Origin of the sequence: Rhodococcoides corynebacterioides, from assembly GCF_019834675.1 — a bacterium.
In the GTDB taxonomy this organism is placed as follows: Bacteria; Actinomycetota; Actinomycetes; order Mycobacteriales; family Mycobacteriaceae; genus Rhodococcoides; species Rhodococcoides corynebacterioides_A.
Map to the genome: position 1 here is coordinate 25,330 of NZ_JABUBU010000010.1, position 20,756 is coordinate 46,085.

A 20,756-nucleotide genomic window follows, 5' to 3' on the forward strand; every position below is an offset into this window, starting at 1 on the left:
CACCCGCCCACGCGGGACGACATCGAGTCCACCTCCGCCGGAACGCCCGCCGAGTCCACGGAGCAGCAGCGATGAACCTCGTGTCCGACATCGTGACGTCCGTGCTGATCCTGTCCGGCGCCGTCCTCGCGCTCACCGCCGCGATCGGCGTGGTGCGGTTCCCCGACACCCTCTCCCGCATGCACGCGGCGACCAAGCCGCAGGTGGTGGGGTTGATCCTCATCCTGCTCGGCGCGTTCAACCACCTGCGCGGCAACGTCGACATCTGGATGATCGCGCTGGTCGGCGTCTTCACCGTCCTGACCGCGCCGATCATCGCGCACACCGTCGGGCAGGTCGCCTACCGCGAGCAGCGGGTCCGCAAGGGGCTGTTCATGGTCGACGAGCTGCGGGCGGACGAGAAGGGCGAGCACGAGGACCGCACCGACTGAGCTCCGACGCCGAAGCGTCAGGGCTCGCGCAGCTCCCCGATCAGTGAATCGACCACCGCGGTCAGATCGCCCCCGTGCGCTCGCGCCACGGCGCGCTGACGCTGGTACGACGCGCCGCGGCGGGGAATGTCGGCGACGGCGGCGAGCTCGTCGGCGCAGCCGAGCGATCGGGCGACGGGCGCGAGACGCTCGAGCAGGTCGTTCAGGTCGTCGGTGACCAGGCGCTCGTTGCTGTCGGCGTCGAGGATGATCTCGGCGTCCAGTCCGTAACGGGCGGCCCGCCACTTGTTCTCCTGCACGTGCCACGGGGGCACGGTGGGCAGCGTCTCACCCGCGTCGAGCCGGCGGTCGTAATCGACCACCAGGCAGTGGATCAGCGCCACCAGCCCCGCGAGCTCACGCTTGGTGGAGACGCCGTCGCACACCCGGATCTCGAGCGTGCCCAGCCGCGGCACCGGACGGATGTCCCAGTGCATCCCGCCGAGTTGCGAGATCACCCCGGTCTTCATCTGGTCGTGCACGAAACCCTCGAACTGCGACCAGGTCTCGAACTGGAACGGCAGTCCCGCCGTCGGCAGTTGCTGGAACATCAGGGCCCGGTTGCTGGCGTAGCCGGTGTCCGACCCCGCCCAGGTGGGCGACGACGCCGACAGCGCCAGCAGGTGCGGGTACTGCAGCAGCAGCGCGTTGAGGATGGGGAACACCCGGTCCGCGGACCGCAGGCCGACGTGGACGTGCACGCCCCAGATGAGCATCTGCCGGCCCCACCACTGGGTGCGCTCGATCAGCTCGTCGTAGTTGGGCGAGCGGGTGAGCTGCTGCGACGACCACTCCGCGAACGGGTGGGTGCCCGAGCAGAACAGGTCGACGCCCAGGGGGTCGGCGGCGCGGCGGACGAGGTCGAGCGACTCGCTCAGATCGTCCATCGCCTCGCCGACGGTGTCGCAGACGTCGGTGACGAGCTCGACGGTGTTGCGCAGCAGTTCCTTGGTCACGCGCGGGTTCTCGGCGAGCGCGCCGACCCCGTCCATGACCTCGGCCGCCGTGTTGGACAGATCGCGCGTCGTCCTGTCGACGAGCGCGATCTCCCACTCCACGCCGATGGTCGACCGCGCCGACCCGACGAACGGAACCTCGACCGGACCGGCCGCTCTACTCGGCTTCGACCACGGCGCAGGCGACACGGCCGCCTGCGTCACCCGTGGCCAACGTGGTGGCGTCCGGCACCGCGGCACCGTCCGGGAGGGTGTAGCGCGGGGGGATGTTCGCGAAGTTGTCCGCACCCGCGTGCACGATCACCGCGACGCCGCCGGACAGGTCGTCCAGCGTGACGGCGTCGGTGGTGGTGGTCAGGGTGGCGGTGCCGTCCTCGCGGGCCTGCAGCGACGTCAGGTCACCGCTGGCCGGGTGGCCGGTGTTGCCGCCCACCTGCAGGTGGCCGCCCGCGGAGAGGAAGTCGCCGGGCTCGCCGCCGGTGGGGGCCACCGAGTTCGGCTCGCACACCGGGTTCTGGTGCATGTGCAGTCCGTGGAAACCGGGCGTGAGCCCCTCGGCCTCGACGGTGACCTTCAGGTGCCCGTCCTCCTCGGTGAAGGAGACGGTGCCGACCGACGCGCCCGACGGATCGCGGAGGTCACCGGTCATGTCGGCGGACTCCGTCGCCCCGCCCTCGGAACCGCCCTCGGCCTCGCCGCCGTGCGACTCGCCGCCGTGGGACTCCATGCCGGCGGGCGGCGCGGAGCTGGTGAACACCGGAGGGGTGGTGCCGGGGATGTCGCTGGGGTTCTCGTTCGCGCTGCACGCCGAGAGGGCGAGGACGGCGACGGCGGCGAGGGGCGTCGCCACGATCGTTGTGCGCTTCCAGCTGGCCATGGTCACTCTTCTCCTGCGTCCGGACGAAACGGGCGGTGATGCGGTTCCCCGAGTGATCCGGGGGTCTCGCCGACGACTCTAGTCGGCGCTATCGGGTGACGATGATGACGATCCCCGGCGACGCACTCGCGATGCCGGCGAAGCGGGGCTCCGACCCGAATCCGAGGGTGCGGGCGATGCGTTCGGCCTGCGCCTGCTGGCCGGGGACGGCGGGGTCGTAGTAGACGGTGGAGGCCGCGATGACCCCGCTCGAGTAGTTGCCCGTCTCGCCGACCTGGAAGCCGGCGGCCTCGAGACGGGAGGCCGTCTCCGCGGCCAGCCCGGAGACGTCGCTGTTGTTGAGGACGCGCACCTCGCCGGCGGCGGCGCTGCCCGACGTCGTGGCGGTGGTGGTGGTCGTCGGCGCGCCCGAGGACGTGGACCCAGCCGTGGATCCGGCCGGCGGCGCAGCCGACGCGGTCCCAGTGGGGGCCGCACCCGCCGGGGACGCGGCGGTGCTGGTGGCGGCGGCGGGTGCGGCGGCCGTCTCGTCGTCGCCCGATCCGGTCAGCGAGAAGATGCCGATACCCGCGAAGACGACGGCGAGGGACAGCAACGCCATGGCCAGGGCCCGCAGCGGCGGGCCGGCGGAGGAGTCGTCGGGACGGGTACTCACGGGGGTCGAGCTTAGGCGACGGCTCAGATCTCGAAGCCGAGGCGGCGGGCCGCGCGGGCCTTCTGCCGGCTGGCACGCAGCCGCCGCAGGCGCTTGACCAGCATCGGGTCGGCGGCCAGCGCCTCCGGCTTGTCCACCAGGGCGTTCAGCACCTGGTAGTAGCGGGTAGCCGACATGTCGAACAGTTCCTTGATGGCCTCTTCCTTGGCGCCGGCGTACTTCCACCACTGTCGCTCGAAGGAGAGAATGTCGTGTTCCCGACGGGTGAGGCCGTCGTCGGGCTCGTCGGCAGGGGCCTCGGACCCGTGACTACGCGCAGCAGCGCTGTCCATCTCGCTCCTCGTCCATCCGCATCACGGGCGGTGAATCACACCCGTGTCATCTTCGGTCGCAATCTAACCACGCGGGGGTGGGCGGCGTCGGTCGCGGCGGCCCAACACGCCGCGCCGGGCGTCGGGTCGCGGGCGGGTGGTCGCCTGCGGGCGTGCGCGGACCGCCTGCGGGCGTGCGCGGGCCGCGCGCGGGCGGCCGGTACCCTCTCCAGCCATGGCCATCCTCCCCATCCGGATCGTCGGCGACCCCGTGCTGCACACCCCCACACAGGCCGTGACGGCCACGCCGGACGAGATCGCGCCGCTGCTCGCGGACATGTACGAGACGATGGATGCCGCCAAGGGCGTGGGCCTCGCCGCCAACCAGGTCGGTGAATCGCTGCGCATGTTCGTCTACGACTGCCCGTTCGAGGACGAGGACGGCACCGTCACCCGGCGCCGCGGCGAGGTGATCAACCCCGTGCTCGAGACGTCCGTGATCCCGGAGACCATGCCGGATCCGGAGGACGACGACGAGGGCTGCCTCTCCGTTCCCGGCGAGCAGTACCCCACCGGGCGCGCGGACTGGGCCCGCGTGACGGGCACGGACGCCGCGGGCAACCCCATCACCGTCGAGGGGCGCGGCTTCTTCGCCCGCATGCTGCAGCACGAGACCGGTCACCTCGACGGATTCCTCTACGTCGACGTCCTGGTGGGCCGCAACGCCCGCGCGGCGAAGAAGGCGATCAAGAAGAACGGGTGGGGCGTGCCCGGGCTGAGCTGGGTGCCCGGCACCGTCGCCGATCCCTTCGGTCACGACGACGACTGACGTGCGCATCTCCGTCGGCGACCGGGTGGTGGTGCGGTACCGGCGGCGGGACGCGGCGGGCGCGCCGCCGCTCAGCGACGTCATCGGGATTCTCACCGACCTGTCCCCCGACGTCCTCACCGTCGAACGCGAGTCCGGCGTCACCGTCGCGATTTCCCGCGCCGACGTCGTGGCGTGCAAGGCAATTCCCCGCAAACCCGTGCGCGCGAGCGAGATTCGTGCCCTCGAGCACGCTGCGGCCGACGCGTGGCCGGGTGTGGAACAGGACGTCGTCGGCGGCTGGATGCTGCGCGCGGGCCACGGCGTGTCGCTGCGGGCGAACTCCGCGCTCCCGGTGGATCCGGCGGCGGCCACCGCCGACCTGCTCGGCGCCCTCCCCGCGGTGGTGCGGTGGTACACCGAGCGCGGCCTGGTGCCGCGACTGCAGCTCCCGGACCGCCTCCTGCGCACCCCGGCGGGGTGGCGGGCGGGTCCCGACGTCGTGGTGCTGACCGCGCCGGCCACGGTCCACCCCACCGCGGGCAGTGCCGTCACGGCGACACCCGACGCCGCGTGGTCGGCCCACCATCCCCGGTTCCGGGACGTCCCGGACGTGCTCACGGCCGTGCTCGGCGGCGAGGTCGCGTTCCTGTCTCGGCGTGACCCGTCGGGAACCGTCGTCGCCGTGGCCCGTGCCGCCGTCACCGCCACACCGGACGACACCCGCGTGGTGAGCATCGCGGCGGTGGCGACGCATCCGGACCACCGCCGTCGGGGACACGCGGCCGCGCTGTGCCGCGACGCCGTGTCGTGGGGCGCCGAGCGGGGCGCGGTCACCGCCCTCGTCCAGGTGGAGTCGGGGAACGCCGCCGCCGCCGCGCTGTACGCAGGGCTGCGGTTCGCCGAGCACCACCGGTATCGCCATGCCGAGCCGGAGGCGACGGGGCAGGCACAGCCGGAGGCGACCGGCTGGGCGACCGACCGCCCCGGGTAGCGTGGACGCCCATGCGCCTCGCCACCTGGAACGTCAATTCCGTCCGCTCCCGGGTCGACCGGATCGTGGACTGGCTGGGCCGCTCGGACGTCGACGTCCTGGCGATCCAGGAGACCAAGTGCAAGGACGAGCAGTTCCCCTACCAGCGCTTCGCCGACATCGGCTACGAGGTCGCGCACGTGGGCCACAGCCAGTGGAACGGCGTCGCGATCGCCTCGCGGGTGGGCCTGACGGACGTGCGGACGGAGTTCGAGCACCAGCCCGGGTTCCACAAGGACCCCGCGGAGACGCCGGTGGTCGAGGCCCGCGCGCTGGGCGCCGTCTGCGGCGGGGTGCGGGTGTGGAGCCTGTACGTCCCCAACGGCCGCACGCTCGACGACCCGCACTACCGCTACAAGCTGGACTGGCTCGCCGCGCTGCGCGACGACGCCCGGTCGTGGCTGGACGCCGACCCGGAGGCGCAGGTGGCCCTGGTCGGCGACTGGAACGTCGCCCCGACCGACGACGACGTGTGGGATCCCGCGCTGTTCGAGGGCCGCACGCACACGTCCCCGCCGGAGCGGGCGGCGTTCGAGGCGGTCGTCGACGCCGGGTACGCGGACGTCGTCCGGCCGTTCACGCCGGGTCCGGGCGTCTACACGTACTGGGACTACACGCAGCTGCGCTTCCCGCGTCGTGAGGGACTGCGCATCGACTTCGTCCTCGCGTCACCGGCGCTCGCGGCGCGGGTGGTCGGCGCGGAGATCGACCGGCAGGAGCGGAAGGGCAAGGGCGCGAGCGATCACGCGCCGGTGGTGGTGGACCTTTCCACGACCTCCGACACACGGTCGGCCTCTACGGCCTCTGCAACACGGTCGGCCTCCACGGCCTCTGCAACACGGTCGGCCTCCACGGCCTCCTCCGGATCCTGATCGGCGACCAGCGGTAGGTACTCCGGCTCGGCGGCGATGACCCGTCGCACCATCGCGCAGGCGGGCCAGACACGCAGGTTGCCCATGCGCAGGATGTCGAGCGCGCCGCGGACCAGCACGGCTGCCCACCCGTGGTCGCCGTACTCCTCCTTGACCACGGTGTGGCGCAGGACGACGGTCTCACCGATCACGTCGTACGCGAGGATGCCGGCGAGCGCGCCGTCGACCGTCAACTCGACGCGCGACAGCTCGGGATTGTCGGCGACGAGGCTGTCACTCATCACACCATTGTGAGCACGAACCTGTGACTTGTGGGAGCAGAGTGACGACTGTTGCCGAATTGCGATCCGGCCGACCCCGTCGCCGGCCCGGCAGGAATGGTCAGTCCGGCGCCATGAGGTCGCGGTACTGCGGGTTTTCGGCGACGAAGCGCTGGACGTAGGAGCACACGGGCTTGACCTTCCACCCGTACCCGCGGGCGGCGTCCAGCGAGCTGCGCACCATGACGCCGGCCAGACCGCGGTGCCCGAAATCCTCGGTGATGACCGCGTGCAGGAAGCTGACCACGGGGGCACGACGGGCGTTCCGCCCGGGCGCATCCACCGGGTAGTAGCCGACGATGCCGACCAGATCCCCGTTCAGCCGCAGCTCGAAGCGGTTCTGATGAGGGTTGTCGGTGACTTCGGTGACGGGAGCGTCGGACAGCATGGCATCTCCTGGCAGCCGAGGGTGGACACGACGGGTTCGTGTGTGACCTGAGCCACTATTCCACACCGGGCGGTGGGCCGTCGGGTGTCGCGCAGAATCGTGGGGAACTCACAGGAAACACCCCCGGTAGGGTTTCGACGTGTGACTCCCTCCCACCTGTTGCCGCTGCCGGCCCCGGGCGAGACGCCGCGCCGCGTCCTCACCATCGCGGGCACCGATTCCGGCGGCGGGGCCGGCATCCAGGCCGATTCACGGACCATCGCGCTGTGCGGACTGCACGCCTGCGTCGCGGTCGCCGCGGTGACCGTGCAGAACACCGTCGGGGTCAGCGGATTCCACGAGATCCCCCCGCAGATCGTCGCCGACCAGGTGCGCACCGTCGTCTCGGACATCGGGGTGGGAGCCGCCAAGACCGGCATGCTGGCGTCCACCGAGATCATCGAGGCGGTGGCCGACGTCGCCGCCGAACTCGGCATCGGTCGCGACACCGACGTTCCCCTCGTCGTCGATCCGGTGTCGGCGTCCATGCACGGCGATTCGCTGCTGCACGCCGACGCGCTCGACGCCGTGCGGCACCGCCTCATTCCCCTGGCCACGGTGGTGACGCCGAATCTCGACGAGGTCCGGCTCATCACCGGCATCGAGGTGGTCGACGACGCCTCGGCTCGCGCCGCGGCGGAGGCGCTCCACGCCCTGGGTGCGCAGTGGGCCGTGGTCAAGGGCGGCCATCTGCGCACCTCGTCCACCAGCACCGACCTGCTCTACGACGGCGACCGCATGCTCGAGTTCACCTCGCCGCGTCTGCCCACCGGCAACGATCACGGCGGCGGGGACACCCTGGCCGCGGCGATCGCGTGCGCCCTCGCCCACGGTCGGTCGGTGCCCGACGCGGTCGCCTTCGGCAAGGAGTGGGTCACTCGATCCCTGGCCGCCGCCTACGATCTCGGCGCCGGCCACGGGCCCGTCTCACCGCTCTGGCGCCTGCACGAGTCGGTTGATGCGTAGTCCCTCCGGCACGCCGTCGAGTTTCGGCGAGAACAGCCCGCGCCGATAGGGTTTCGCGGACAGACGCAGCGCGGCGAGCACCTCCGGGGAGACCGTGTCCAGCGCCGTCGAGGAGATCATGACGTTGCCGTCGGCGCCGGCCTGCATCACGCGTGCCGCCACCGTGACGTCGACGCCGAGCCAGTCCGATCCCACCGCGCGCGGTCGTCCGGTGTGGATCCCGACTCGCATGCGCGGGGTGTAGCCGTCCACGGTCACGCGGGCCAGCGCGTCGCGCGCGTCCATCACCGCCCCGACGGCGTTGTCGGCGCTCGGGAACACCGCCATGACGCCGTCGCCGAGCCGTTTGACGATGTGCCCGCCGCGGTCCTGCATCGGCCGCTCGACGGCGCGCGCCACCTGCTTGAGCAAAATCAGCGTCGTCGCGTCGCCGGCGGACAGGGACCACGTCGAGAATCCGACCAGGTCGGTGAACACGATGGTGACGTCCCGCTCACCCCGACCGCGGCCGGTGCGTTCGAGCAGCGCCTGCCAGACCTGGAGGGCGCCGAGCGAGACCTCCTTGGCCGCACCGGGTTCCTCGCTCTGCAGGCGATCGGTGACGCGGGCGACCAACCGCGCGGTGCCCGGTCCCGCCGTCGACAACGGGTCGCCGAACGTCGGATCGCCGGGCAGCACGCCCCGGAGTTTCCGAACCGCGTCGACGACGCGATCCGTCCGGTTCACCGTGCGCGCGGTGTCGACCACGGCCCGCAGCGCCTCGCGGGCGGACGGGCTCACGCGCTCCGACTCACTGGCTCTGACGCGCGGCGGTGCGCTGCTCGCCCACGGGCACACCGTTGGGACCGGTGACGGACTCGGCGTAGGTGCCGATGCCGTAGGCGACGGCCTGCGAATTCACGGCCAGCGCATCACGATTGACGTTCGCGAGGGTGTCCTCGGCGGTGTGGTAGTTGGGGTCGTAGGCCTCGTCGGCCGTCCCGCCCCACCGCGCGGCCTGCTCCTCGGTCTTGACGTCGTCGGCGCCGCTGAACACGCCGCCGGCCGGGATGCCGACTTCGATGAAGGGGCCGTAGTCGGACCGACCGTCGAAGTCGGTGCCGTCGGCGTCCTTCGCGGCCAGGCGCTCCTCGAACGTCCGCTCGATGGCGTCCGACCCGGCGGGGCCGGCGGGTGCGCCCTCCTTGTCGGAGTCGTCACCGTCGTAGACCAGGTAGCCGGGGTTGTTGGACCCGACCATGTCGAAGTTCAGGTACAGCGCGATCGCGGCGGCGTCCTCCTCCGACAGGCCCTCGACGTATTTCGTCGAACCCACCAGGCCGAGTTCCTCGGCGCCCCAGAAGCCGAAGCGGACGGCGTTGGTGGTCTGCGGCGCGCCGCCCATCCGCAGCGCGGACTCGAGCACCGCGGCGACCCCCGTGCCGTTGTCGTTGATGCCCGGACCCTCGGGCACGGAATCCAGGTGCGCACCGGCCATGACGACGTTGTCGGTGTCCCCGGTGGTGGTCTGTGCGATCACGTTGCGACTGGTGGTGGTGGTCGTCTCCGAGTCGACGGCGACGGTCACCTCGCCGCCGGCGGCGGCCAACGCCGCCCCGTCGTCGCGGCTGACGCCGAGCGCCGGGATGCGGGCGTCCTGCGTGCTCCCGAGCGTGCCGGCGTCGAGCGGGCCGTCCTCGTTGTTGGCCACGATCACGGCGGCGGCGCCCAGATCGGCCACGACGACGCCCTTCTGCGCGAACGGGCAACTGCCCCGCGAGACCAGGACCACGGCGCCCGTCACGGGCAGTCCGTCGTAGTCGGTGGCCTCGCAGCCCGGGGTGTCGTCGGTCGGCGCCACCACCAGTGGCGCGGTGACCGTGCCCGCGGGCGAGTAGGTGAACGCGTTCGACGGCACCTCCCGGTCGCCGGCACGCAGCGAGGCCGACCGCAGGTCGTAACTGTCGAAGGAGAACTCGGGGGTCTCGACGTCGAACCCCGCGTCGCGCAGCGCCCCGGCGACGTAGTCCACGCTCGCGTCGTACCCGGGGGTGCCGGCGGCGCGGTTGCCGTCGTTCGCCTCGGCGATCGACGTCAACTCCTCGAGATGCCCGACGACGGCGTCGAGCGTGACCGCGTTCGCCAACGCGTCGCCGGTGACCGGGGCGCCGAGACCGTCGGACGACGCGGCGCCGGACGACTGCGCTGCCGACGACGACGACCCCGCGGCCGAGGTGGTCGCGGGGTCGTCGGTGGAACTGTCGCCGGAGCAGGACGTCAGCGTCAGGGCGCCGACGGCGCAGACGGCGACGGACATCGCGAAGCGGGTGCGGTGCGTCCTCATGGCCGTCACCCTAATGCGGTCGGCCCGGTCGCGCGGGCGGTCCGCGGCGACCGGGCTCGGACGGACCCGAGACCACCCGTCAGGCGTCGCGCTTGTTCACCACGACGATCGAGGCGCCGAACACGATGGCGACGAAGGCGGCGAAGTACAGCAGGCTCACCCACGGTCCCCAGTGGAAGTCCACGCCGCCGGGAGCGCCGAGGAAGTTGTTCGCGTTGGTGAAGGGCAGGAACGGCATGATGTCGCGGCCGATGCTGCCGAACAGGTTGAACAGCGACTCCACCAGCAGCGGCCAGAGCAGCAGCAGTGCCACCGCGGCGGCCGACTGTCGCAGCAGCGCACCGACTCCCACCGCGAGGAACACGCACAGGAAGGCGTAGATCGGGACGCTGTAGATCGAGCGCCACGCGTCGCCGCCCTCGAGCACCAACGCCCGGCCGGCGTCCTCTCCGGCGAAGCCCTTGGCCAGGTAGAAGCCACCGAGCGCCAGGACGAAGGACAGGACGGCACCGACGACGCCGATGAGCAGCGACTTGGTCACCAGCACCGACGCGCGAGAGGGGATGGCCTGGAACGTCGTTCGGATCAGACCGAAGCGGTACTCGCTGGTGATGGCCAGCGCCGCCAGGATCATCAGCACCAGGACGCCGAAGCCGCTGACCCCGGTGACGGCGTCGGCCGTGGTGGGCAGGAACGGCTCGAAGTCCGGGGTGTTGCCCGAGGCGATCGAGTTCTCGTAGGAGTTGTACGCCGACCGGGCGGAGATGCCCAGGATGGACGCGATGCCGAGCCCGAGCGCGATGATCGCGATGGTGCACCACCACGGCGATTTGGTCGTGGTCAACTTGATGCGTTCTGCGGCAAGCACACTCATCGCAGTGCTCCTCCCATGCTGGTGGTGGTCCGGTCGGCGCCGGAGTCGTCCGCGCCGTGGTACTGGACGTCGTCGCCCGTGAGCTTCATGAAGGCTTCCTCGAGCGATCCGTGCTGCGAGGACAGTTCGTGGAGTGCGATGCCGTTCCGGGCGGCGATGTCGCCGATGGCCTCGGTGGTGGAATCGGCGACGACGAGGGCCGGACGGAGCTCGTCCGCTCCGCTCGGCTCGCGCACCGTCAATCCGGCGGTGGTGAGGGCGCTCCGCAGGGCGTCGAGCTGCGGACTGCGCACACGGACCGACGATTCCGAGGCGTGGTCGACGAAGTCCTGGACCGAGGAGTCCGAGATGAGCCGGCCGCGGCCGATGACGATCAGGTGTTCCGCGGTGAGCGCCATCTCCGACAGCAGGTGGGACGAGACCAGCACGGTCCGGCCCTCAGCTGCCAAGCGCTGCATGAACTTTCGGATCCAGACGATGCCCTCGGGGTCGAGGCCGTTGACCGGCTCGTCGAACATCAAGACCTTCGGGTCACCGAGGAGGGCGCCCGCGAGACCGAGTCGCTGCGACATGCCCAGGGAGAACCCGCCCGCCTTCTGCTTGGCCACCTCGGAGAGGCCGACCAGGCGCAGCACCTCGTCCACGCGGGACGACGGAATGCCGTTCGACGCGGCCATCCACTGCAGGTGTGCCTTCGCGGACCGGTTGGGGTGCACCCACTTCGCGTCGAGCAGCGCGCCGACCGTCTGCAGCGGGTTGGTCAGCTCCCGGTAGGGCCGACCCTCGATGAGCGCGGTCCCGGACGTCGGCTGGTCGAGCCCCAGGATCATGCGCATGGTGGTGGACTTGCCGGCACCGTTGGGCCCGAGGAACCCGGTGACGATGCCCGGCCGGACCGTGAAGGTGAGGTCGTCGACCGCCTTCTTGGCCCCGAACTGTTTGGTCAATCCCGTCACTTCGATCATGGTGACCACCCTGCCGCGCGCACCCCCGCGCGCACATCGGTCCCCGGTCCCCATTTCGCGTCGTCCGAAAGGATGACCCGGGGCCCGAGAAGTCTCGGGAGGTCTCGGGGACGGCTCGGGGACGGCTCGGGGGTCGGTCGGTGCGAGGAGGGGTCGGTCAGGGCAGGTCGGGTGAGGACGCCTGCGCCCAGAACCGCTTGGGGATGCGCCCCGCCCGCCGGGCCGACCGGCCCGCACGCACCGCGTCCGCCATCGCCGACGCCATGAGCTCGGGATCGCGCGCCCGCGTGACGGCCGTGGCCAACAGCACTGCGTCGCAACCGAGTTCCATCGCCAGGGCCGCGTCGCTGGCCGTCCCGATGCCGGCGTCGAGCACCACCGGGACGCCGGCGGCGTCGGTGATCATCTCGATGTTGTGCGGGTTGGCGATACCGAGCCCGGTGCCGATCGGCGACCCCAGCGGCATGACGGCCGCGCACCCGATGTCCTCGAGCCGACGGGCGAGGATCGGATCGTCCGTCGTGTACGGCAGGACGACGAATCCGTCGTCGACCAGTTGCTCGGCCGCGCGGACCAGTTCGACGGCGTCGGGCAGCAGGGTCCGCTCGTCGGCCACCACCTCGAGCTTGACCCAGTCGGTCCCCAGGGCCTCGCGCGCCAGCTGGGCGGTGAGCACCGCCTCGTCGGCGCCGCGGCACCCGGCGGTGTTCGGCAGGATCGCGATGTCCAACCGGCGCAGGAGATCGAGCACGCCGGTTCCGCCCGCGGCGTCCACGCGCCGCATCGCGACGGTGGTCAGCTCGGTTCCCGACGCCACCAGGGCGTCCTCGAGCACCGCGAGGTTGGCCGCGCCGCCCGTCCCCATGATGAGGCGGGACGAGAAGGACCGACCGTCGACGACGAGGTGGTCAGCCACCCTGCACCGCCGTGAGCACCTCGACGCGCCAGCCGCGCCCGAGTTCGCTGTCCCACCGGGACTTCGGCAGGACCGCGCCGTCCACCGCGACGGCGATGCCGGCGTCGGGCAGCCCGAGGGCGGTGAGCATGGTGCGGACGGATGTGCCGGGCTCGAACTCGTGGTCCTGGCCGTTGACGGTGACACCGATCGGAATCACGGGTGTGCTCCTGTTCTGCTGAGGTTCTGCGGTCGGTCCGAGCCGGACCGTCGGGTGGGTGAGCAACAGGCGGCCTCGGGCAGGACGTCGCCGCGCAGGGCCGCGACCACCGCGTCGGCGGTGATCGGAGCCAGCAGCACCCCGTTGCGTCCGTGGCCGGCGGCGACGATCGTCCGCTCGTCGACGGGTCCGATCATCGGCAGGTTGTCGGGGCTGCCGGGGCGCAATCCAGCTGCGGCCTCGACGAATTCGTAGTCGGCGATGCCCGGCAGCACCCGTTCGGCATCCGCCAGCAGATCCCGTACGCCCGCGACGGTGACGGCGGTGTCGTCGCCGTGCTCGTACTGCGTGGCCCCGACCACCAGACCGTCCGCGCGCGGGACGAGGTAGACGGCGCGGCCGTTCACCGTCGCCCGGACGGTGCGCTGCGGCGGCGGCACCGAACCGGCGCGACGACGCAACCGGAGGATCTCCCCCTTCACCGGACGCACCGAGACACCGGGCAGCAGAGCGGAACTCGCCCACCCCGCGGCGACCACCACCCGGTCCTCCGGGAGTGCCTCGAGGTCGGCGACGGCGTCCGTCGTGAACCGCACGCCGAGCGCGCGGCACGACGCCACCAGCGCCGTCAGCAGCGCGCGGTTGTCGACGGCCAGCTCCGTCGGGCAGGACAGGGCCGCGCGGCCCCCGACGCCGGGTTCGAGCGCGCGCAGCGCCGGCCGCCCGAGCATCTCCACCTCGTGGCCGCGGGCACCGACCCATTCCGCGACGGTGGTCAGATCGGCCACGTCCGCGGAATCGAAAGCGACCGTGAGGGTTCCGCGCGCGGTGACCACGTGCTCACCCAACTCCGGGGCCACCGCGCGCCACCGACCCAGCGACGCGGCGCCGAGCGCGAGCAGATCGTCCTCACCCGGCCATCCCTCGGAGAACGGGGCGAGCATGCCGCCCGCGACCCAGCTGGCGCCGTCGGGACGACCGGGTTCGCCGCGGTCGATCACCCGCACCGGGTGACCGGCCAGGGCGGCGGCGCGGGCGGCGAACAGCCCGACCACGCCGGCGCCGACGACCGCCACGGACGGGCGCCCGTCGGTCGTCGGTGGTGGTGCCTGATGCGACGTCACTGCGATGCCATCTCCTCCCTGCGCCGGCATGATCCGGATCAGGTGATTACGGTCAGGGCGCTTCCGCCGTGACGGCGGACGTCCCACTCTCAGCCCCCTGCGGGACTCCCGTGTGCTCTCGTGTCGTTCGTGCGTGCACTCCGAACGTGTCACGACAGACTACCGTCGACCCCGTGACCACCACACGGCCCTCCGCCCGCGATCGACTCGCCGACGCCCGGCTCTACCTGTGCACCGACGCCCGACGCGAGACCGGCGACCTGGCCAAGTTCGTCGACGCCGCGCTGTCCGGGGGCGTCGACATCGTGCAGCTGCGGGACAAGGGCTCGGCCGGCGAGGCGCAGTTCGGACCGCTCGAGGCGAAGGACGAGCTGGCGGCGCTCGCGATCATCGGCGCCGCGTGCCGACGGCACGGGGCGTTGCTCGCGGTCAACGATCGCGCGGACCTCGCGCTCGCGGCGGGAGCCGACGTGCTCCACCTCGGCCAGAACGACCTGCCGACGCACTACGCGCGCCGCATCCTCGGTCCCGACGTCGTCATCGGACGGTCCACCCAGAACCGCGCGCAGGCGACGCTGGCCGACATCGAGGACGGCGTCGACTACTTCGCCGTCGGTCCCGTGTGGGCGACGCCCACCAAGCCCGGCCGGTCGGCGGCGGGTCTCGACGTGGTCCGCGAGGTCGCGGAGTCGCACCCGACCCGGCCGTGGTTCGTCATCGGCGGCGTCGACGCAGAGAACACCCGCGAGACCGTGGCCGCGGGGGCGTCGCGCATCGCCGTCGTCCGAGCGATCACGCGCGCCCGCGACCCGGAGGCCGCGGCGCGGGACCTGCGGTCACAGCTCGGCGGCTAGGACCGATCCGACGGCGCGGCGGACGGCGTCGTCGGCGGTGATGACCACCGTCGTGCGCCGGTCGGCCGTGCCCGCGGTGCCGTCGTTCTCCCCGCGGACGGCGTCGATCGTGTCCTCCACGCGCTCGGTCGCCACCACCGCCACGATCCACCCGAACCCGCGCTCACCGAGATCGACGGTGCGCGGCTCCGGCGTCGTCACGACGTCCGGTCCCAGCACGGCCCGGACCGGAACCGAGCGCAGGGCCGGCCAGCTCCGGGCGAAGCTCGGGTGCAGCGGCAGCGACTCGACGTCCTCCTCCGCGACCCACCGCAGTTCGGTGCTCTCCCCGTTGGGCACGGTGGCGAGCTGGGTGTCGGCGTCGGCGATCACCGTCGTGTAGGACCAGCCGGAGTCCTCGGTCCACGTGACCCGCTCGGCACGCACGGTCAGCGAGTCCCGCGCGATCCCGGCCTCCTCGCCGGCCTCCCGCACCGCGGCACCCTCCGGGGACTCGTGGCTGTCGATCGCGCCGCCCGGCAACGCCCAGGTGCCGCCGTGATGACTCCACCCGGCGCGGTGCTGCAGCAGCACCGTGGCCCGGCCCGTCGGACCCGGAGCCCGCAGCAGCAAACCCGCCGCCCCGTGCCGGCCCCACCGCCGGCTGCCGTCGCTGCCGAAGACCCAGCCGTCCCCGTCACCACGCATCGCTCACCCTCCGGACCTCGTGCACTCGACTACAGCTTATGGCGCGACCGCGCAGGACTCCTGTGCCGGAGCGCCTCGGGGCCTATGCTCGAGACCGGATCCGTGGCGCGCGGTTCCCGCGAGGGCGAGGAGGCGAGAACTCACCGTGCAGTCGAGTGCGCTCACCCTCCGCGCTCCGGTCGACACCCGCTCCGAACGCGCCGAATTCCTCCGTTCCACCCCGGTCCGCTTCCTCCTGGTGGGCCTGCTGGTGGTGGCCACGCTGGTGACGACGGCGCTGGTCACCAGCGTGACGGTGTCCGATCGGGAGCGCACGCTCGACCAGCTGCTCGCCCGCACCGAGCCGTTGTCCGACGCCGCCCAGAACCTCTACGTCCAGCTCTCCGTCGCCGACGCCACGGCGGCCACCGCCTTCCTCGCGGGCGGCCTCGAACCCGGCGACGTCCGCGACCGGTACACCGAGGCGCTCGGCGCCGCGGCGGGCGAGGTGGTCCGCGCGTCCACCGGCCTGGCCGCGGAGGACGCGGCGTCGCGCAGCCTGCTGTCCTCGATCTCGACCAACCTGCCGCTCTACGCCGGGTTGATCGAGACCGCCCGCACCAACAATCGAGTGGGCAACCCGGTGGGCGCCGCGTATCTCGCGGAGGCGTCGACGCTCATGCAGAACACGGTCCTGCCGTGGGCGGAGAGCCTGCACTCCGGCAAGTCCGACGACGTCTCGGCCGTGCAACGCCGCTTCGCGACGCCGCCCTGGACGGCGCTGCTGTTCCTCGTCGTCTCCCTGGTGGTCCTGCTGGGCGCCCAGGTCTACCTCGGTCGGCGGACGCGACGCACGATCAACCTCGGGTTCAGCACGGCGGCCGTGGCCGTCGTCGTCCTGCTCGGGTGGATGTTGGTGGCCGGGCTGGTCTCCTCGACCGCGACGGACCGGGCGTTGACGCGCGGCGCCGAGCCGCTCGATCTGCTCACCTCCAGCCGCATCCTCGCGCAGCAGGCGCGCACCGACGAGACCATCGGCATGACCCGTCGGACCGCGAACGACGACTACGAGAAGTCGTACACCGAGTCGGTGGCCGCGCTGTCGGACACGCTCGCGTCCCTCTCGCACGACGAGGCCACCCGCACCGCGCGCATCGACGAGACCCGAACGCTGGTCGCGATCTGGTCCTCGGCCCACGACCGACTGAACGCGGCGTTGGACGTCGGGGACTTCGAGTCCGCGGTGACCATCGCCACCGGTCCCGCGCCGGGCGACGCCACCGACGCGTTCGGTCGTCTCGACTCCGCGCTGGTCGACGAGATCGACGCGTCGCGAACGGCGTTGCGCGACAACGTCCAGCGCGCGTCGGGCGTGCTCACGGGACTCACCGTGGGCGCTGCCGTCACGTGCGGGCTGGCGGCGCTCGCCGTCGTCGCCGGCATGTGGTCGCGCATCCGGGAGTACCTGTGAGGCGGCGGGCGGGGGCCGCGACGGTGGCGGTCGTGGCAGCGCTGCTCGCCGGCTGCGCCGACAACACTCCGGTGCCCGCCGCGCCGGCGACGGCGACGGTCGCCCAACCGCTCCCCGACGGCGCCACCACGGACCCGACGCCCACCACCACCACGCCCGCGCCGGACTGCGGGGATCCGCGGGCCAGCTTGCAGCCGGACTACGCGACGCCCGACGGCGCGGGCCGGCCGTCCCCCAACGTCGACGCCATCCGCGCCCGCGGACGCCTCGTCGTCGGCCTCGACACCGGGAGCAACCTGTTCAGCTTCCGCGACCCGGTCACCGGGGAGATGGCGGGATTCGACGTCGACATCGCGCGCGAGGTGGCCCGCGACCTCGTCGGCGACGCCAACCGCATCGAGTACCGCATCCTGTCGTCCGCGCAGCGTCTCGACGCGCTCGCGGCGAACGAGGTGGACATCGTCGTCAAGACCATGACCATCACGTGCGCGCGACGCGAGCGCGTCGACTTCTCCTCGGAGTACTTCCGGGCCGATCAGCGGGTGCTGGCGGTGACGGGATCGGGCATCCGCGGGATCGACGACCTCGCCGGCCGACGCGTGTGCGCGGCCGCGGGAACCACGTCCCTGCAACGGATCCAACGCCTGCAGCCGACCGCCGTCGTGGTGACCGTGCCGAGCTGGGCGGACTGCCTGGTGGTGCTGCAGCAGGGCGGGGTGGACGCGGTGAGCACCGACGACGCCATCCTCGCCGGACTCGCGGCGCAGGACCCGTACCTGCAGATCGTGGGCGGCTCGATCGCCGCCGAACCGTACGGCATCGGCATCACCAAGGGGCACGCCGACGTCGTGCGGCTGGTCAACCGCACCCTCGAGCGGGTGCGGAACGACGGGACGTGGAACGCGCTCTACGCCCGCTGGCTGCGGGTGCTCGGGCCGTCCCCGGGCCCGCCGTTCCCGGTGTACGGCGGTGCGTCGTGACCCGCACCGACGGCACGCGGGACACGGGCGCCGACTCCTCCGACGAGGATCTGGAGGGCACCCGAGCGGCCGTGCCGGACTTCGAGGGCACCCGGGCGGCCGTGCCGGACTTCGAGGGCACGCGGGCAGCAGTGCCCGATTTCGAGGGCACCCGAGCAGCGGTGCCGGACTTCGACACCACCCGAGCGGCCACGCCGGACACCGGCCGGTCGCGCCGCACCACCGCGCCCCGGCCGTCGCGTCGGGTGCGCACGGGGTCGCGTCGTCGACTCGGCGGCGGGCTGGTGGAACTGCCGCGCATTCCCGAGGTGGATCCGGCGACGGCCATCATGTCCGACCCGCGGGTACCGGAGAGCAAGCGGTTCTGTTGGAAGTGCGCCGCTCCCGTCGGGCGGAGCGTGGACGGGCGCCCGGCGAACCCGACGGGTGACTGTGCCCGGTGCGGAACGCATTTCGACTTCGCACCGCTGCTGGAGCCGGGCGAGATGGTGGCCGGGCAGTACGAGGTGCAGGGGTGCATCGCCCACGGCGGCCTCGGGTGGATCTACCTCGCGATCGACCGGAACGTCAGCGACCGCTGGGTGGTGCTCAAGGGGCTGCTGCACTTCGGCAACGCCGAGGCGCACGCGGTGGCCATGGCGGAGCGGCAGTTCCTCGCCGAGGTGACCCATCCCGGGATCGTCAAGATCTACAACTTCGTCGAACATCCGCGAAAGGTCCCGCCCGGCAGCGATTCTCCCGCGAAGGCCGAGAACACCGGGTACATCGTGATGGAGTACGTCGGCGGCCGCACCCTGCGCCAGATCATGACCGACGATCCGTCGCGCACCAAGCTTCCCGTCGAGCAGGCCATCGCGTACGTGCTCGAGGTGATGCCGGCCATGGCGTATCTGCACTCGATCGGGTTGGCGTACAACGATCTCAAGCCCGAGAACATCATGGTCTCGCAGGACCAGATCAAGCTGATCGACCTCGGCGCGGTCGGACCGCTGGAGGGCTACGGCTACCTGTACGGCACCGCCGGATATCAGGCCCCGGAGATCGTCCGCACCGGTCCCACCGTGGCGTCGGACATCTACACCGTCGGCCGCACCCTCGCCGTGCTCACGCTCGAGATCGCCTCGGAGAAGGGACGATACGTCGACGGTCTGCCCGACGACGCCCCCGTGCTCGCCGAGTACGAGTTCTACGATCGGCTGCTGCGTCGCGCCGTCCACCCCGACCCGGACGCCCGGTTCCGCAGCGCCGACGAACTCGCGAGCCAGCTCGGCGGCATCCTCCGCGAGGTCCTGTCGCAGCAGACGGGCAAGACCCACCCCGGCCTGTCCACGGTGTTCTCCCCGCAGCGCACCACGTTCGGCACCGACGAGCAGGTCGCCGTGACCGACGTCTACATCGACGGCCGGCACCGCGTCGCCCGCCTCGACCCCCGAGACGTGGTGGCGGCGTTGCCGGTTCCGCTCATCGACACCTCCGACCCCAGCGCGCAGCTCATCGCCGCCGCGGTCCACAGCGAGCCCCACCAGACCCTCGACTCGTTGCGCCTCGCCCGGGAGAACGGCGTCGACCGTGTGGTGGGTGACGACGCGCTCGGCTCCGTCGAGGCCGTGCTCACCGAAGCCCGCGCCTACCTCGACCTGGGTGAGGGCGACGCCGCGGCCGAGGTGCTCGCGCGGCTCGACGGCGTCACCGGGAACTGGCGGGTGGACTGGCATCGAGGTACGGCCGCGCTGCTCGGCCGGAATTTCGTCGACGCCGCTCGACGATTCGACGCCGTGCTCTCCGCCGTCCCCGGCGAGATCGCGCCGAAGCTCGCGATGGCCGCCTCCGCCGAACTGCTCGCCCAGCAGACCGGCGACGAGGACCACGAGACCTGGTGCGTCACCGCCGAAACGATGTACACCTCCGTGTGGCGCACCGACCGCACCATCGTCAGTGCGGCCTTCGGAGTCGCACGACGCATGACCGAGCGGGGTGCGATCCTCGACGCCATCTTCACCCTCGACCAGGTGCCCCCGACCTCACGTCACTACTCGATGGCCCGGATGACCAGCGTGCTCACCCTCCTGTCCGGGCCGGTGTCCGACATGACCGAGGGCGCCCTCGTCGAAGCCGCCAACCGCATCGAGGCCCTCCCCGCCCGCGAGCCCCGTGCGCTGCAGTTGCGCACCGTCGTCCTCGGGACCGCGCTCGACTGGATGGAGTCCGGCCGCGAGCCCGAGACCTCCCACCGCCTGCTCGGGGTGCCCTTCACGCGCGACGGCCTGCGCACCGGGGCGGAGTCGGCTCTTCGTGCCCTGGCCCGCACCGCGCGCACCCGGTCCCATCGCTTCGCCCTGGTCGACCTCGCCAACGCCGTGCGGCCGCAGTCTCTGTTCTGACCCCGGCGCCCGCTGCGCAGCGCCCCTCGACCTGCGCAGATTCCCGCCACCCGCGCACGTTCCCGCCACATGCACGACTTCCCGCCACCTGCACAGGCTGCAACCGGTGAAGGTGACCAGAACCTGCGCAACTGCGACCGTGCCCCCGCCGCGCAGCGCGCCGCTCCTTCGCACAGGCCCCGGAGCAGTAGGTGTGACGCCCCGTCCCCTCGTTCCGTACGGTAGAGGGAACGTCGAGACCCCGGCGCCGATCGTTGTCGTTCGTACGTGAGGGGAGTTCGTTGACGCGAACCCACGTTCCCGAGTTG

At 72.1% G+C, this 20,756-nt stretch carries 22 protein-coding genes and 1 pseudogene; 9 read left to right on the top strand and 14 right to left on the bottom strand.

Annotation, left to right across the window (positions count from 1 at the left end):
- The first annotated feature begins 71 nt into the window (after positions 1–71).
- Positions 72–431 carry a monovalent cation/H(+) antiporter subunit G gene (gene mnhG / locus HQ603_RS11895; RefSeq protein WP_222684749.1) on the top strand — a complete coding sequence of 120 codons (360 nt, stop codon included), beginning with the start codon at positions 72–74 and terminating at the stop codon, positions 429–431.
- 17 nt (positions 432–448) lie between these two features.
- On the opposite strand, the gene HQ603_RS11900 is transcribed toward mnhG, so the two are convergent.
- The 4 genes from HQ603_RS11900 to HQ603_RS11915 all read right to left on the bottom strand — a co-directional run bounded on the left by HQ603_RS11900 (position 449) and on the right by HQ603_RS11915 (position 3,290).
- Positions 449–1,615, bottom strand: coding sequence for a glutamate--cysteine ligase (locus tag HQ603_RS11900; RefSeq protein WP_222684750.1), 1,167 nt, complete (start codon positions 1,613–1,615; stop codon positions 449–451).
- Complete coding sequence (sodC, locus tag HQ603_RS11905) at positions 1,584–2,303, bottom strand: superoxide dismutase[Cu-Zn] (protein WP_222684751.1); 720 nt, start codon at positions 2,301–2,303, stop codon at positions 1,584–1,586. The genes HQ603_RS11900 and sodC overlap by 32 nt, the downstream gene beginning before the upstream one ends.
- An 88-nt stretch (positions 2,304–2,391) precedes the next feature.
- Positions 2,392–2,958, bottom strand: coding sequence for a LytR C-terminal domain-containing protein (locus HQ603_RS11910; protein WP_308126487.1), 567 nt, complete (start codon positions 2,956–2,958; stop codon positions 2,392–2,394).
- 23 nt (positions 2,959–2,981) lie between these two features.
- Positions 2,982–3,290, bottom strand: coding sequence for a DUF3263 domain-containing protein (locus HQ603_RS11915; RefSeq protein WP_068099346.1), 309 nt, complete (start codon positions 3,288–3,290; stop codon positions 2,982–2,984).
- A gap of 214 nt (positions 3,291–3,504) precedes the next feature.
- Between HQ603_RS11915 and HQ603_RS11920 the strand changes: the two genes are divergently transcribed.
- From HQ603_RS11920 to HQ603_RS11930, 3 genes are read left to right on the top strand one after another with little or no spacing between them, the layout of a single operon-like run.
- Complete coding sequence (locus HQ603_RS11920) at positions 3,505–4,098, top strand: peptide deformylase (protein ID WP_222684752.1); 594 nt, start codon at positions 3,505–3,507, stop codon at positions 4,096–4,098.
- Position 4,099: 1 nt separating this feature from the next.
- A complete protein-coding gene (locus tag HQ603_RS11925) occupies positions 4,100–5,071 on the top strand; it encodes an N-acetylglutamate synthase, CG3035 family (RefSeq protein WP_308126488.1) in 972 nt (323 codons plus the stop codon).
- Positions 5,072–5,082: 11 nt separating this feature from the next.
- Positions 5,083–5,982 (top strand): exodeoxyribonuclease III, encoded by a 900-nt coding sequence (locus HQ603_RS11930; protein ID WP_222684753.1) that lies wholly within the window; start codon positions 5,083–5,085, stop codon positions 5,980–5,982.
- A gap of 29 nt (positions 5,983–6,011) precedes the next feature.
- Here HQ603_RS11930 and HQ603_RS18955 read toward each other — a convergent pair.
- Positions 6,012–6,263 (bottom strand): annotated as a pseudogene (locus HQ603_RS18955) (GNAT family N-acetyltransferase); the annotation flags it as partial.
- Between the two features lie 100 nt (positions 6,264–6,363).
- Positions 6,364–6,690, bottom strand: a complete 327-nt coding sequence (locus tag HQ603_RS11935; protein WP_222684754.1) for a GNAT family N-acetyltransferase — start codon at positions 6,688–6,690, stop codon at positions 6,364–6,366.
- A gap of 141 nt (positions 6,691–6,831) precedes the next feature.
- Here HQ603_RS11935 and thiD point away from each other — a divergent pair, with 141 nt between their 5' ends.
- The gene (gene thiD / locus HQ603_RS11940) at positions 6,832–7,695 is read left to right on the top strand and encodes a bifunctional hydroxymethylpyrimidine kinase/phosphomethylpyrimidine kinase (RefSeq protein ID WP_308126489.1); all 864 of its coding nucleotides are present in this window, start codon (positions 6,832–6,834) and stop codon (positions 7,693–7,695) included.
- On the opposite strand, the gene HQ603_RS11945 is transcribed toward thiD, so the two are convergent.
- The 7 genes from HQ603_RS11945 to thiO all read right to left on the bottom strand — a co-directional run bounded on the left by HQ603_RS11945 (position 7,657) and on the right by thiO (position 14,096).
- On the bottom strand, positions 7,657–8,475 hold the full coding sequence (locus HQ603_RS11945) for an adenylate/guanylate cyclase domain-containing protein (protein ID WP_222684755.1): 819 nt from the start codon (positions 8,473–8,475) through the stop codon (positions 7,657–7,659). The two genes, thiD and HQ603_RS11945, sit on opposite strands and share 39 nt — an antisense overlap.
- A gap of 10 nt (positions 8,476–8,485) precedes the next feature.
- Positions 8,486–10,018: a M28 family metallopeptidase gene (locus HQ603_RS11950; protein ID WP_222684756.1), complete on the bottom strand. Its 1,533-nt coding sequence runs from the start codon at positions 10,016–10,018 to the stop codon at positions 8,486–8,488.
- A gap of 79 nt (positions 10,019–10,097) precedes the next feature.
- On the bottom strand, positions 10,098–10,892 hold the full coding sequence (locus HQ603_RS11955) for an ABC transporter permease (RefSeq protein WP_222684757.1): 795 nt from the start codon (positions 10,890–10,892) through the stop codon (positions 10,098–10,100).
- On the bottom strand, positions 10,889–11,857 hold the full coding sequence (locus tag HQ603_RS11960) for an ABC transporter ATP-binding protein (protein ID WP_222684758.1): 969 nt from the start codon (positions 11,855–11,857) through the stop codon (positions 10,889–10,891). The genes HQ603_RS11955 and HQ603_RS11960 overlap by 4 nt, the downstream gene beginning before the upstream one ends.
- 157 nt (positions 11,858–12,014) lie before the next feature.
- Positions 12,015–12,773 (bottom strand): thiazole synthase, encoded by a 759-nt coding sequence (locus HQ603_RS11965; protein WP_222684759.1) that lies wholly within the window; start codon positions 12,771–12,773, stop codon positions 12,015–12,017.
- Positions 12,766–12,972: a sulfur carrier protein ThiS gene (gene thiS / locus HQ603_RS11970; protein ID WP_222684760.1), complete on the bottom strand. Its 207-nt coding sequence runs from the start codon at positions 12,970–12,972 to the stop codon at positions 12,766–12,768. Before thiS ends, HQ603_RS11965 begins: the two co-directional genes overlap by 8 nt.
- On the bottom strand, positions 12,969–14,096 hold the full coding sequence (gene thiO, locus HQ603_RS11975) for a glycine oxidase ThiO (protein WP_308126490.1): 1,128 nt from the start codon (positions 14,094–14,096) through the stop codon (positions 12,969–12,971). Before thiO ends, thiS begins: the two co-directional genes overlap by 4 nt.
- Before the next feature lie 173 nt (positions 14,097–14,269).
- Between thiO and thiE the strand changes: the two genes are divergently transcribed.
- The gene (gene thiE, locus HQ603_RS11980; protein ID WP_222684762.1) at positions 14,270–14,950 is read left to right on the top strand and encodes a thiamine phosphate synthase; all 681 of its coding nucleotides are present in this window, start codon (positions 14,270–14,272) and stop codon (positions 14,948–14,950) included.
- On the opposite strand, the gene HQ603_RS11985 is transcribed toward thiE, so the two are convergent.
- Positions 14,933–15,637 carry an NUDIX hydrolase gene (locus HQ603_RS11985; RefSeq protein WP_222684763.1) on the bottom strand — a complete coding sequence of 235 codons (705 nt, stop codon included), beginning with the start codon at positions 15,635–15,637 and terminating at the stop codon, positions 14,933–14,935. The two genes, thiE and HQ603_RS11985, sit on opposite strands and share 18 nt — an antisense overlap.
- Positions 15,638–15,782: 145 nt before the next feature.
- On the opposite strand from HQ603_RS11985, the gene HQ603_RS18960 reads away from it, so the two are divergent.
- From HQ603_RS18960 to HQ603_RS11995, 3 genes are read left to right on the top strand one after another with little or no spacing between them, the layout of a single operon-like run.
- A complete protein-coding gene (locus tag HQ603_RS18960; RefSeq protein WP_261773753.1) occupies positions 15,783–17,087 on the top strand; it encodes a hypothetical protein in 1,305 nt (434 codons plus the stop codon).
- Positions 17,084–18,067 (top strand): glutamate ABC transporter substrate-binding protein, encoded by a 984-nt coding sequence (locus tag HQ603_RS18965; protein ID WP_371831045.1) that lies wholly within the window; start codon positions 17,084–17,086, stop codon positions 18,065–18,067. Before HQ603_RS18960 ends, HQ603_RS18965 begins: the two co-directional genes overlap by 4 nt.
- Positions 18,064–20,448: a serine/threonine-protein kinase gene (locus HQ603_RS11995; RefSeq protein ID WP_308126492.1), complete on the top strand. Its 2,385-nt coding sequence runs from the start codon at positions 18,064–18,066 to the stop codon at positions 20,446–20,448. Before HQ603_RS18965 ends, HQ603_RS11995 begins: the two co-directional genes overlap by 4 nt.
- Positions 20,449–20,756 lie beyond the last annotated feature (308 nt).

Excerpts from the sequence above, each read along its gene's own strand:
- HQ603_RS11985 (WP_222684763.1), bottom strand. The coding sequence starts at position 15,637 with ATGCGTGGTGACGGGGACGGCTGGGTCTTCGGCAGCGACGGCAGCCGG.
- HQ603_RS11920 (WP_222684752.1), top strand. The coding sequence starts at position 3,505 with ATGGCCATCCTCCCCATCCGGATCGTCGGCGACCCCGTGCTGCACACC.
- HQ603_RS11950 (WP_222684756.1), bottom strand. The coding sequence starts at position 10,018 with ATGAGGACGCACCGCACCCGCTTCGCGATGTCCGTCGCCGTCTGCGCC.
- HQ603_RS11960 (WP_222684758.1), bottom strand. The coding sequence starts at position 11,857 with ATGATCGAAGTGACGGGATTGACCAAACAGTTCGGGGCCAAGAAGGCG.
- HQ603_RS11955 (WP_222684757.1), bottom strand. The coding sequence starts at position 10,892 with ATGAGTGTGCTTGCCGCAGAACGCATCAAGTTGACCACGACCAAATCG.
- HQ603_RS11915 (WP_068099346.1), bottom strand. The coding sequence starts at position 3,290 with ATGGACAGCGCTGCTGCGCGTAGTCACGGGTCCGAGGCCCCTGCCGAC.
- HQ603_RS11930 (WP_222684753.1), top strand. The coding sequence starts at position 5,083 with ATGCGCCTCGCCACCTGGAACGTCAATTCCGTCCGCTCCCGGGTCGAC.
- mnhG (WP_222684749.1), top strand. The coding sequence starts at position 72 with ATGAACCTCGTGTCCGACATCGTGACGTCCGTGCTGATCCTGTCCGGC.
- sodC (WP_222684751.1), bottom strand. The coding sequence starts at position 2,303 with ATGGCCAGCTGGAAGCGCACAACGATCGTGGCGACGCCCCTCGCCGCC.
- HQ603_RS11935 (WP_222684754.1), bottom strand. The coding sequence starts at position 6,690 with ATGCTGTCCGACGCTCCCGTCACCGAAGTCACCGACAACCCTCATCAG.